Here is an 11,641-nt window from a genome sequence, read left to right as displayed (position 1 = left end):
GCCCAAAGGCTGTTTTCTGAAACGGGAACAGCCTTATAAAAGTTTCAGCAGTATCGGTATAAAAAGCCGATAAACGCTTTAGAAAGCAATAAAAGCAATAGAAATAATTAAAATTTACAGCAATGAACACTAATTTTTTCAATCAGATAGCGCAGATGCAGATTATAGGCGATCTGCACATCACCATTGCCAAAGGGGCGGAAGACAGGCTCATTGTCCTTGTCATGCTCCAAAACGAATCCTGCGGGGATGGTGCAAAGCACAGCATACCGCCTTTGAACCTCAGAGGCACAGCCGAAGAACTCGACGAAGGTTTTTTTTCGAACATTACAGCGCCCATTGAGTCCGCCTCGGGTCTTATGGTCGATATGGACGGCTATATGAAACAGCTCGAGCACACCAAAAAGCAGTCGGCAATGGAAAAGGAGAAAGAAGATAAACATAAAAAAGAACAGCAGGCCAAAGACAAAAAGTTCAGCGATGCCATGAACAGAGCCGACCAGCTGGAGAGAGAAGGCAGGTTCCGTGAGGCATGGATTAAAGTGCCCGAAATACACGAATTTCCCTTGAAGGCAGAGCAGATACGTAAGAGAAAATCCGAATTATCGGCGAAATTCTCGCCTGACCTGTTCGGCAGTACTGCCCAGACCGCAGAACCCGAACCGCCGAGGGAGGCGCTCTTTCCCGAGCATGCCCATGACGGGACGCAAGACCCCGAAATGCAGGAGGAAGATATTTACGAGCAAGAAGTGGAGGCTGAAGAAATGGAATACTGGGAAGAAGACCCCGAAGAGCAAGCGTAGAAAAGTAATTTAAAATAAAGCAGTTATGTTATTAGCGACACAATTACAGCGGGTTTTTATACTCAAAGACAAGGGGCAGGAAATCAGGCTTTCTGACCCCGAACCTAAATGGAGCACCGAGGCAGTACTGAATTTTTATGCCCCGAGCTATCCGATACTGACCACTGCCAGAATCTCCGCCCCTGCAATAAGGGATGATGCGGTCGAATACCGATTTGAAACGGTAATGGGAACAAAAGGCTGACTTAAATTTTAAAGCCATGAATTATGCAAAAGACAATTATTTCGGGAACAGTACCACTGCCCGAGCAAAAAAGACAAAAACAGCTTCACGCACAGCTCAGCGGGTTCATGGCTTGGATGCAGAGACCCAAAGATGCAGGCGAGGTGCAGAAAGACAAACGCCTGTCAGTGCCTGCGGGGATGCTTCCAATGGTTTTCTAAAAGCTGCTTTCCTGCCTAAATTAGAACAAAGCAAAGCTGTACTGCCTTGTCAGGAAAATGCAAAAATGCAGGAGGATTTTTATGCCTCTCTTGACCGTCTTGCCAATCATTACGGGATTGCGCCTATGGCGACCCGCCATTTTAAATATCCCTATAATCTGGCACTGGCTGTGTTGGATTTACAGGAAAAGCTGAGAAAAAGCGTGCAACACTTTTCTGAACTGCAAGTCGTGCAGCAAAGCGGTAAAATGTACCTGCTCAGCGAAGAGAAATACAGCACGGGCACAACGCTCTATTATATCCCAGTTGCACCTGTTTATCAGATGCTGAGAGACCCTAAATACAAAAAAACGCACAGCTTCTTTTATCGGTGTGCTCTTATCTCTATCACAGCGCAGACGTGCCGTATTACAGGGAGCAGGACAGTTATCTGTACTGGCTCTATGAAATGCACCGAGACTGGACAGAGCAGGAGGAGGACAGGGAAGAAAACGAAAGGTATCTGGGTGAGTTTGACAAGGCGGAAATGATTGGGGACTGTATGGAAAAGAAGATTTTTAACCGCATGAATTTAGAATTGCTGGAAAAACGCTTAAACAGCTTTAAAAGCCGTGATGCCTTTGATGGTAAGTGTAAGGATATAGCGCAAAAAGCCCTTGCATTATTTACTGGCTACCCTGAGCAGAGCATTTTTAGAAATGCGCCTCTAAATGAAGGGAATGATGAGCAGGAGACCGAAAACGAGAGCATAGGGATGGAAAAGTACATTTCTTTTATTTCGGACACCAGAGGATGGCTGTATGAAAGCATTGAAGAGACCATCAACAGCGAGTTCAACGAGTACGGTTCGATGGAAGAGCCGACAGTTTTGAAACGCTTTGACGGAAATGAACTGAACCAAAACTGCCTTGATTTTGAAAGCTGTCTGTTTGCCCTTTTGGACAGCCTCTGCGAATTATTATATAACTATAAACAATACGAAAATGAATAATGAAGTTGATACAGCCAAAGAGTTCGGGACGCTTTACCACCCGAAATCAGCACTTGTATTCTATGAAAGCAAAGCTTTAAGTAAAGAAGTTTATGTAGAGCATTTTGATATGGATAGAAACGGAATGCCTATCAATGCGCATCCGCTTACGGTGCGTGAAGCGCAGGCGCTTGCCAAGGCGCTTACAACCGAGAAGCAGAAGCAGACCGCCTTTTTAAATTCGAATGGGATTCTGCCCGCCGCAGTGCTGCATATCAATCGGCAAAGCGACAAAGGGGCTGTTATATGGCATACCAAATCCCAAAAAAGACCGCTTCATTTTATAGAAGGTCTGGGTATTCCGAGCGGTCAGGCTTTTGTTCCTGCCATGCTGTGGCAGGCGGACAAAAATAGCCTTAGGGTATTTGCCCTTGCAGGGGACAGGAGACCGACAGAAAAAACACCGCTGTACTTTGCCCCGTTTTTCAATATCTACGAGGATGGCAGGGTGTGCATGGGGTCAGTGAATATCGATATTAAAAATTCAGCCTGCGTTGAAGAGTTTACAAAGTCGTGGGAGGATTATTTTTTCAACAGCTACTTCAGCCACCTGATGGGCGGAAACAATCCTGTAAAGGGCAGTTGCGTAAGCCTGTGGATGGATCTTGTCAGCTCAGGGAGAACCTTTCCAAAGGAAATACTAAAAAAAACTGCCGAAACGCTTAAAAACCTACTGCCATGAAAACAGAGAAAATCAAAATGCATTTTGCAGACCCGTACCTGATAAGCCCGACCAATCCCATTACGGTAAACCTCATAGGGGCAGGCGGTACAGGCTCAAAGGTGCTGACTGCCCTTATGGAAATGAACCACAGCCTCACAGCATTGGGGCACGCAGGGCTGACTGTACGCCTTTGGGATGACGATATCGTGACAACTGCCAATCTGGGCAGACAGCGTTTTGCGCCCAGCGAGCTCGGGCTCTGCAAATCCGTTGCCCTTATCAACCGTGCCAACCGTTTTATGGGCACGTACTGGAAAGCGGAAACGGTAAAATTTGAAAAGGACAGCCTTGGAAAACTGCCTCCTAATGCTAAGGCATCCGTTTATATAACCTGCACGGACAGCGCACGCTCGCGTTTCGATATTGCCGATATACTTAAAAGCATCCACAGCAGAAACTACAGGGACGACCCGAAATACTGGATGGATTTTGGAAACAGCCAGCATACAGGACAGGTTATACTCTCTACGATCGGGGAAATCCCACAGCCCAAATCCGAAAAATTTGAAACGGTGGAGCGCCTCGCCTTTGTGACCGACGAATTTGGTGAACTGCTGAATCAGTCCGAAGCCGAGGACGACACTCCGAGCTGTTCGCTTGCCGAGGCGCTCGAAAAGCAGGATTTGTATATTAATTCTTCTTTGGCGCAGATGGGGTGTTCGCTTTTGTGGAATCTGTTTCGTGAGGGCATGACCCAAAACAGGGGATTTTTTCTGAACCTGAAAGATTTCCGCTCTCAGCCCATTGCGGTGGGATAAGTCCTGAATCGGGCGGCAAAAAGACACTCCTTCCTTTCGGTCGGAAAGTCTTTTTGCGTTTAAAAAGGTGGAGCGCCCCTGTCAAAATGCAGTGCCCGCTATTTTACCAGAAGCGCTGCGTTTTTTTTAAGGGATATTCAGTATCCCTTTCTTTGTTTTGGGCGGGCTTCTTTTCTTTCCGAGCCCGGTCAAAGAAAAGAAGCAAAAGAAGACCGCTTTGTAATGGCTGTTGGTTATTTCAGCTTTTCAATGGGCTGTTTTTTCCAGACCGCAAACCCTTTGAAAAGATACCCGATATTTTCAAACTCAATAAAGGCGATGAGTTCTTCCCTGCATTTGAGTTTAAATCCCCTGATACACATAAAATCTTTTAATGGCATATCGGCAAGCTCCCCGATGGTTTTGATCTCTAAGGCTTCCAGTACGCTTAGCAGCCTTGCGCTGAAAGGAAAAGCACTGTTTAGCAGGAGTTTCTGCCGGTCTTTCTGCGCTTTTTCTTTTCTGATTCCAGCAGGGCTTGCAGCTGGATTCAACTGCAGCTTTAGCTTGTGGAGTTTTTTCTCGTACTGGTCAATATCTGAAAACAGTTCGGCCACCGCTTCTGCTTTGCCGCATGTTCTCTGGTAAAGCTCCTCTAGATATTGTTCTGTTGCCCCGTATTGTTCTGCCGCCTGCTCCAAGGGCATTTTTTCAATCAGGAGTTTCTCAAGTATTCCATACTCTTTTTTAGAGAGTACTTTTCGGGACATCAACAGGTAAAATTTATTGGTGCGGTCGATAATATTTTGCATGTGATTGAGGTTAAGATATTTGATGCTGTTTGGATCAGTATTTATAAGCTGCCATGAACAGCAATCTCTCAGAGGTTACTGAAGTCAGAAATTAAGCAGGTGCCTTAATTAATTGTGATTGTTTTAAAGCATATTCATTTTTATTTAATCCAGCCTGCCGCTTTTCTCCATTCATTGAATTTGTGTTTTCTTTGTTCAAAATCTGCAGGCGGGGCCTGGTTTTCATTTTTTATCCTATTTCTAATAATTTCAGTCTGTTCTTCCAGGGAATTAAGGCCAATGTTTTTCCTTCTCCGATTAACTTTCTGGATGTCGTCAAAAGTATTTGGACTTAATTCTCCTGCCGCATCCCAATCAAATTGTGTCCCATAAAGCTGGGGATTGTCTTCAAAAACAGCTATTCTGTCTGCCAGGTGCGCTAAATTCTTTGGATCTGCCTTATTCTGATCAACGGCATGTTCCAATAAGTTAAGACACCTTTTTAAAAATCTGGGCTGCCCAATGGCATGCTGTATAATTAACCATGCTGCTTCACTTGCCTCTTTACCGACTTTGTCAATGCCGGGGTATCCGATTTTGTCAATTATGCCTTCTAATATCAGCGCATTTTTATTATGCATGGCCTCCATTTCCTTATTGTACCCTTCCGAAAGTTCGCCTCTTTGCAAGAGCCTGTCCCTGAGTTCTAAATCTCTGTTTTTTAAATTGATAATTGTATTGGCGGCATCTTTATAGTCCATTGATGATATGATTTTAAATTTAACAAACCGATGCATAAAATTACGAAAAAAATGCTGCGGGGTTTATTTTAAAAAGAAATCCTGCTGAGAGCAGCAGGATTTAATTTTTCTAATCAATATTGTTGAATTGGAAACTCAATTTCTTTTCGTTCCCGAAATTATCAGATATCCAGACATCAAAGGACTGGGAAACTGAGGACTGCGAGGTATAATACAGCCTGAACTTTTCTGTTTTCAGCGGGTATAGATCATTGGCAATGTAGGCAGGCTCATCCTGATACTGGAGTGTTCCCTTGCCGTCAAACTGAAAGAAGCGTATAAAGTAACCTGCTCCCGAATACCTGTTATCGCGCTTAATGCTTATCCTGATTTCCACTGTGCCGCCTTTGGCGACTTCTTTTGGTATTGGCATAACGGTCACCTCAAAAGGAAAATCCTGCTGTATTTGCAGTTCTTTTGTATCGCAGCAGAGGAGAATAAGGGGAGAGAGCAGCAATGCCGATGCCGCTTTTTTGAATCTTTTAAAAATTGCTTTCATAATGTTTCGATTTAAAAATTATACCGTAATCCCAGTCCTGCAGACGGCCGGAACTGCTCTATATCAGTGCCCCAGAAAAACTTGATGCGTCCCTTAAGCAGCAGTACCAGACGATCGGAAAGGTACGTTTCAAAAGAGAGCCCTGCGCCGGCCCCGTAAAGAAAGCCGTCTTCGCTTATTATTTTCGCCCCGTCCTGCAATAAGGCATCTCCTTTGTTGATGCTCTGATAACCGAGTACTGCTGTAAAGGCAGCATTCAGGGCAAAATTCCTGGGGGGATCACCAAGAAGGAAGAAACTGTAACCGCCTTCAGCACTATAAGTTTCAATAGGCAGGCGCATTTTGCTGTATTGGGCATGCTGGCAGCTGTACTCCAATGCCCAGAGCTGGTAATTCCCTTTTTTTCCGTTTACGGTCATGCCCAGAGCGAGGTAATAGTTTCGCCAGGGGCTGTTCTGTGATAAGGTTCCGGCGGTCAGCTCGAATCCCTTTTGTGCGGGAATCATGCGCTGTGCGTACGCTGTTATGATGCTTCCCATTACCAGCACTGCTGTATAGATGTATTTTTTCATTGCTCTGTTTTTATCGCCGTTAAAATTTAAGGTGCAGATCATTTATCAGCCTGGCTTTTACCAGATCTGAATTTTTGAGTTCCATTCTCTGGTGCCTGCCTCCGTTTTTCTCGAAAATCTCAATTACCAGAAGCTTGTCATCAGCGATGGTAAACTGATCCAATAGGAAAACATTCTGGTCTGCAGCATTCCCTGGAATCTCACCAAGTGCCTTGTACATTCTAAGCGGCACAAGAGTTATCTGCTGTGAGGCTGTACGTCTGGCTGTTTTTTTATCTGCCACCTTGAAAGTCATAAAATCAATACTGAAAGGCACATTGGTACTATTTTCAAGCTGGATGTGAAAATAGTACAGTCCGTTGTGGATGTAGATTCCCTTTAGACTGGATTGTATGCCGAAACGCTCAGATGCGATATGCTTTAGGCTGCGCTTGTTGTTTTTATAAATCGTCTCCAGTATCAGTGCTGCAAGGGAGGGCGGTGTTTTTCCCAGTTCTTCGAAAAGAACATCGCTCGCATTGGCTCTGTCCGCGGTCTGCTGCATCATGTGCAGATCATAGCTGAGGATCTGGGGCAATGAGCTGTACAGCACATTGAAACTGTAAAAACGCCCCTCATCGGTAATTACCGTAAAGTTGGTTTGCGGCTCAAAATCCCTAACTGCTGCCTTCACGCGAAGCACATTTTCTGCATCCTCGGCTTTAGAGGCAACAAGATACCCGCTTCCAAGATCCACATAGCGGATGGCAGAGGGGAAAATGATATGGGAAGTTTTGTCATAAGTAACCTGCATATCATAGGCAGGTATTGTTCCGAGTTCGAGGCCTGCTTGTTTTTGCTGAGCTGATGCGGATGGTAAAAAGTTTAGCACAAGTGCAGCTGCCCAAAATTTTTTTAAATATTTTTTCATAATAATTTATTTAGAATTGCTGTTATTTTTTGGAAACCATAAATACCTGATGTCCTGCTTTGAGGGTAACCTTGGGTGTCCTTACTTTCTTGGAGAAATAGCCCGAGACACCCTGAACCACCCCGCGGCTCAGATCGGCTGCCATCTGCTGTCCCGCAGACTGGGTCATCATAAGGCTGGTGCCGGACTGCTGGCTCATATTGCCTGCCATTTCAGTCAGGGCATTGCTTTCGGCAGAATAGGGTAAAGAAAGTCCCTGCTGGCCGTCCAGATCATAAATGATGATATCCACCGGGATAATAATGCCTTCCAGTTCGATAGAAACAACTTTTAACTCGAGCCTTCCTGTCTGGATCCTGGCATCTGCCGTGATCATTGTACCGGTGGGAATGGTTCTGCCTGAAATCAGGGCAGGTTCCAAAAGACGAAGGGAAACAACCGTCTGGCCAATAATGGTCTGGGTCTGGTGCACACAGGCCCTGATGCTGTTTTTTTGCTGATGTGCCTGTGAAGCTCCTGATGCTTTATAAAATCCATTATCCGGATTCCAGTCTGCCATAAAAGTGCTATCTGACACGCTGCGGTAAAGGGAAGAAACCCTGTTTTTTTCTGCTGGAATAAATGCAGCAAAAGTCTTTTTCTGCACCACCTCGGCATCAGAAGTGTTTTTGACTGCAGGCTCGCTGGTGTTTGATCCTGATGGGAGGTATTTGGCGGCCATCTGATAGGATTTCTCCATCAGCGCCAGCTGGTCATCAACGGTGGCCGGAGAGGGTATATCCTTCTGGGCTAGTTCTTCCTTGAGCTGCTCTAGCTCTCGACGCAGCTCTTTTGTTTCTCCATTTTCCTGCTGATAAAAAGACCCAAGTGCATTCTGTGCACTTTGATAACTGCCCAGTGCCGGGTTTTTAGGCTCTTCCGCATCTTTGGGCACTTCTTGCTTATTTGGGCCGCTGTCTTCCTTCCAGTAATCGGACAGCTCCGTTAAGGCATTATGCTTCTGCTGCTCTTTCTGTTCAAGGATTTCCTGCTCGTAGGCTTTCTGTTTGTCTGACTGCAGCACCGATCCGCTTGCCTGGGGAACGCTGTTGTTCAGTCCGATGTTTTCTAGCTGCTTTTCCTCTGAGGACGGCTTAAAGATCAAATACATGCAGCCGGCGCAGACAATTCCCATCAGGGTGAATATCAGCGGTTTTTTAAGCCTCTCGAAAGCCGTCTTTTTTTCATCCGACAGATAGGATCCGCTCCTGTTTTCGGTCATATCGGTGAGAAGGCCGGTCTTTTTTTTACTTTCTTTCATAACTTATTTTTTTAAAATTGGTTTAAGGGAATCCTGAGGCTCTGCGTGACTTTTTTTTTCAGCGTGAGAAGGGGTGTGGATATATTCCACAGCCAGACTATCTCCTGTCTGGGCCGCACTGCGGCAGACGTTGAAAATGACAGCTGCGCTCAAAAGTGCGTAGACTGCAAAAAAGTACATTATTATCTGGCGCTGCCTCTTTACCGGCATTGCCTCCCAGTTCCTGTCAAGCCGGTCCAGCCACTGGTCTATATCTGCTCTTAACTTTTTCATACTTCAAGTTTTATGGATCATCACATTCTATAGCCTCTTTTTGGGGCCTTAACCTTTTCTTTAGGTTTTTCCGACACCAGGGCAAGAGCCTGTTTTAGTGTCGGGATAGAATCAGCTGTAAGGTTTTTTAGTTTAGATTCTTTCAATAACTGCCCGTAGCGGTCGGTTCTTTTTATATGCAATTGGGTCTGCTCTAAATCGAATTTTCCGTTCTCATACTTTACCCACATGTTGCACTGGACACTTGGTTTTTCTTGGCCGTTCCATTGCAGGTAGGTAGATAAATGCAGATAGCCTGCAGATAGTGGAGCATCACTTCCATTTTTCCAAAGTTTTAAAAATCCGCTGATACTCTCCCGTAATTCGCCTGCGCAGCAGCTCTCGGTATGGAAATAACCATCATATCCCTTATCTTTCAGGGTTTGCAGAAATGCGTCCAAATCAAGTAAAAGTTTCATGTCATTTCAATTTTAGCGTTCAATGACTTCTATGTCCTTATTTTCCAGCACGGAAAACTTTTCGATGTTAAAACCCTGAGGGTTATTGTCAGAACGCACCGAGTTTACTAAAAGGCAGGTAGTTATCAGGCTTCGTCTGGTAACGTTGCTTGATCGTATGATGATCTGACGGGCATAGCTCCTTACCGCGTAAGGATATGTCTCGAAACTGCACACAACACTGTCCATCTCAATACGCTGCTGGACATTGCCCGATATGATCCTGCCGTAATAGCCTTTCTCCAAAAGGTCTTTGTAGTAGTCAAAGGCGCTTTTATCGGCAAGGTTAAAAGCCCTTTTCATGTTGCTTTCAATCGCATTTTTATCTGGAGCGAGCGTAAAGAAAAGCTCGTGAAAACGCCTTACGTGCTCGCGGGCTTCCACGGGGCGGTTGATGGAGGCGTCCTGGGCAAGTGCAAGCATGAGTGATTTGCCATTATCCAGCACGTAGATTTTCTGGCGCTGCTGCTCTGCAAAACCGTACGATTTCCATAGGGCATATCCGGTCACTGTAACGCAGAGCAGGGCAAATACAATGGCGTAAAGCCTGATCTGCTGAAAACTGTTCTCTATATTTCTGAGTGTTTTAAATTCCATTTTCTGAATGTTTACTGGTTACTTATTGATCAGTCTGCCGGCAATGTTGCCAGCGGCGGAACCTGCTCCGGCGCCTGCTATATTTCCGGACTTCATGGCTGTCTGATGGATGTTTCGTGAAAAGTTCCCCGCTCCGCCTGCCTGTATGATCCAGCCCGTCACTGTCGGAATGGTAAAATAGCCCACGATGCCGATGATCATAAAAATAATGTACACGGTGTTTGAGGTGTCTGGAATGAAGGCAGGATCGGCAAGCATTTCGATGTCTCTTTCAATGATCAGGGACTGAATTTTGGCCAGCATCGAGCTGAAAAGGTCAGCGACCGGAAGCCATAGATAAACGCTGACATATCTTGTGATCCACTGGGTGAGTGTGGGCTGGAAACCGTCCCAGACCGATATGGCAAATGCAATCGGACCGAGAATCGAGAGCACAATCAGAAAGAACGTCCGTATGGTATCGATAACCAGCGCCGCCGCCTGAAACAGGATTTCGAGCAGGTTTCGAAACCATTCCTTTATTAATTTCTCTATCTGATAGGTATGTCTGTCCATATACATCGTGGCCATAGTCCCTATGTCTGAGGGCGACCAGCCCAGTTCGTCGAGTTTCTTGTCGAATTCCGCGTCCGATATCATATAGGCCGTCTCAGGATTTCGGATCATCGCTTCATGTTCCAGCAGGTCCTTTTTTGCCTGCAGATCGTTCAGGTCCAATACCTGATCTTCCAGAATGCTGTGCGTTCCCTGTACTATGGGGCTTAAAACAGCGTTTATTGTGCCCAGTACAATAGTGGGGAAAAACATAATGCAGAGACCAAGCGCAAAAGGTCTCAGAAGCGGGTAGGCATCGATAGGCTCTGCTCGGCTGAGCGCCTGCCAGACTTTCAAGGCCACAAAAAACAGCGCCCCAAGCCCCGCCAGCCCTTTGGCTACTGCCGCCATATCAGCGGAGAGCGGCAGCATTTCATCATACAGAGAGCGCAGCACCTGGTGAAGATTATTGAATTCCATCTCTACCAGTATTTTTGGTTTGGGGTGCCGTAGAGCTCCATCACCCTTTTAGTGCTGTTCTGCTTCTTAGCCCTGAGGATGCTGACTGAAATATTCTTATTGGTATAATAGCGCACAAGGCTGTGGTACTCTTTTACCTCTTTGTATACGCGGTCGATAATGTCCATGCGTTCCTTGTCGCTCAGCGAGAGGCTAGATGATGTTACAATCTGCTTGAGTTCTTTCAAAAGCTCGGTGCTTTCTCCCAGAAGGGCAGAATATCCCTTGGCAATGGCAGTGAGTTCCCTGGCAGAGAAATTAGGGTCGCTGAGCATCCTGCCGAAATTCTGTACATAAATTTCCGATACATCTCCCACCAGAAGTACGGTCTGCTGTACCTTGCGGGCATCTTTAACCAGATTGTTGATGGCCTGCAGTTTGTCGTAATACTCTTTGCCCTGCTTGTAAACCTTTTCGACTTCCTTGAAATTTTTAACCACATTGCTCACTGTGGAGGAAGTCTGTATGATTTCATTGGCACTGTTGAGAATTCCCGAGGCAAGATTGGCCGGGTCGGTCACTACAAACTGTGCTTTTGCTGCGGGAGAGACGGCAAACATAATTGCCGCCGATACCATAAATACTATTTTTTTCATCTTTTTGTTTTTAAA

The 11,641-nt window shown here is 45.6% G+C and carries 17 protein-coding genes; 6 read left to right on the top strand and 11 right to left on the bottom strand.

The genetic code is table 11. The features are described from left to right. The first annotated feature begins 122 nt into the window (after positions 1-122). From ACFFLS_RS12225 to ACFFLS_RS12200, 6 genes are read left to right on the top strand one after another with little or no spacing between them, the layout of a single operon-like run. On the top strand, positions 123-803 hold the full coding sequence (locus ACFFLS_RS12225) for a PRTRC system protein E (protein ID WP_379686561.1): 681 nt from the start codon (positions 123-125) through the stop codon (positions 801-803). Positions 804-828: 25 nt separating this feature from the next. Then, positions 829-1,047 (top strand): PRTRC system protein C, encoded by a 219-nt coding sequence (locus tag ACFFLS_RS12220; RefSeq protein WP_379686562.1) that lies wholly within the window; start codon positions 829-831, stop codon positions 1,045-1,047. A 16-nt stretch (positions 1,048-1,063) separates the two neighbouring features. Further along, positions 1,064-1,777, top strand: a complete 714-nt coding sequence (locus tag ACFFLS_RS12215) for a hypothetical protein (RefSeq protein WP_379686564.1) — start codon at positions 1,064-1,066, stop codon at positions 1,775-1,777. A gap of 11 nt (positions 1,778-1,788) precedes the next feature. Continuing rightward, a complete protein-coding gene (locus tag ACFFLS_RS12210) occupies positions 1,789-2,238 on the top strand; it encodes a hypothetical protein (RefSeq protein ID WP_379686565.1) in 450 nt (149 codons plus the stop codon). Further along, positions 2,231-2,959: a PRTRC system protein B gene (locus ACFFLS_RS12205; protein WP_379686567.1), complete on the top strand. Its 729-nt coding sequence runs from the start codon at positions 2,231-2,233 to the stop codon at positions 2,957-2,959. Before ACFFLS_RS12210 ends, ACFFLS_RS12205 begins: the two co-directional genes overlap by 8 nt. Further along, positions 2,956-3,759: a PRTRC system ThiF family protein gene (locus tag ACFFLS_RS12200; RefSeq protein WP_379686568.1), complete on the top strand. Its 804-nt coding sequence runs from the start codon at positions 2,956-2,958 to the stop codon at positions 3,757-3,759. The genes ACFFLS_RS12205 and ACFFLS_RS12200 overlap by 4 nt, the downstream gene beginning before the upstream one ends. A 233-nt stretch (positions 3,760-3,992) precedes the next feature. On the opposite strand, the gene ACFFLS_RS12195 is transcribed toward ACFFLS_RS12200, so the two are convergent. The 11 genes from ACFFLS_RS12195 to ACFFLS_RS12145 form a co-directional block, all read right to left on the bottom strand. Continuing rightward, on the bottom strand, positions 3,993-4,550 hold the full coding sequence (locus tag ACFFLS_RS12195; RefSeq protein ID WP_379686569.1) for a DNA-directed RNA polymerase subunit alpha C-terminal domain-containing protein: 558 nt from the start codon (positions 4,548-4,550) through the stop codon (positions 3,993-3,995). Between the two features lie 140 nt (positions 4,551-4,690). Further along, on the bottom strand, positions 4,691-5,290 hold the full coding sequence (locus ACFFLS_RS12190; protein ID WP_379686570.1) for a DUF6624 domain-containing protein: 600 nt from the start codon (positions 5,288-5,290) through the stop codon (positions 4,691-4,693). A 109-nt stretch (positions 5,291-5,399) separates the two neighbouring features. Beyond that, a complete protein-coding gene (locus tag ACFFLS_RS12185) occupies positions 5,400-5,828 on the bottom strand; it encodes a DUF3872 domain-containing protein (RefSeq protein ID WP_379689411.1) in 429 nt (142 codons plus the stop codon). A gap of 11 nt (positions 5,829-5,839) precedes the next feature. Next, a complete protein-coding gene (locus tag ACFFLS_RS12180) occupies positions 5,840-6,400 on the bottom strand; it encodes a conjugal transfer protein TraO (RefSeq protein WP_379686573.1) in 561 nt (186 codons plus the stop codon). Positions 6,401-6,419: 19 nt separating this feature from the next. Then, complete coding sequence (gene traN / locus ACFFLS_RS12175; protein ID WP_379686574.1) at positions 6,420-7,310, bottom strand: conjugative transposon protein TraN; 891 nt, start codon at positions 7,308-7,310, stop codon at positions 6,420-6,422. A 22-nt stretch (positions 7,311-7,332) separates the two neighbouring features. Then, entirely contained in the window at positions 7,333-8,610 is a 1,278-nt protein-coding gene (gene traM, locus ACFFLS_RS12170) for a conjugative transposon protein TraM (protein ID WP_379689409.1), read from the bottom strand. Positions 8,611-8,613: 3 nt separating this feature from the next. Beyond that, a complete protein-coding gene (locus tag ACFFLS_RS12165) occupies positions 8,614-8,883 on the bottom strand; it encodes a nitrogen regulatory IIA protein (RefSeq protein WP_379689406.1) in 270 nt (89 codons plus the stop codon). A 20-nt stretch (positions 8,884-8,903) separates the two neighbouring features. Further along, complete coding sequence (locus tag ACFFLS_RS12160) at positions 8,904-9,341, bottom strand: hypothetical protein (protein ID WP_379686582.1); 438 nt, start codon at positions 9,339-9,341, stop codon at positions 8,904-8,906. Between the two features lie 12 nt (positions 9,342-9,353). Next, positions 9,354-9,977 carry a conjugative transposon protein TraK gene (traK, locus tag ACFFLS_RS12155; RefSeq protein WP_379686584.1) on the bottom strand — a complete coding sequence of 208 codons (624 nt, stop codon included), beginning with the start codon at positions 9,975-9,977 and terminating at the stop codon, positions 9,354-9,356. A gap of 18 nt (positions 9,978-9,995) precedes the next feature. Beyond that, positions 9,996-10,991 carry a conjugative transposon protein TraJ gene (traJ, locus tag ACFFLS_RS12150; protein WP_379686586.1) on the bottom strand — a complete coding sequence of 332 codons (996 nt, stop codon included), beginning with the start codon at positions 10,989-10,991 and terminating at the stop codon, positions 9,996-9,998. Between the two features lie 2 nt (positions 10,992-10,993). Then, positions 10,994-11,626, bottom strand: a complete 633-nt coding sequence (locus tag ACFFLS_RS12145; protein ID WP_379686588.1) for a DUF4141 domain-containing protein — start codon at positions 11,624-11,626, stop codon at positions 10,994-10,996. Between the last annotated feature and the right edge of the window lie 15 nt (positions 11,627-11,641).

The sequence above is a fragment of the Flavobacterium procerum genome (genome assembly GCF_042431625.1).
GTDB classification, from domain to species: Bacteria; Bacteroidota; Bacteroidia; order Flavobacteriales; family Flavobacteriaceae; genus Flavobacterium; species Flavobacterium procerum.
Note: the sequence above shows the minus strand (reverse complement) of the source record. Positions and strands in the feature narration are given on the sequence as shown.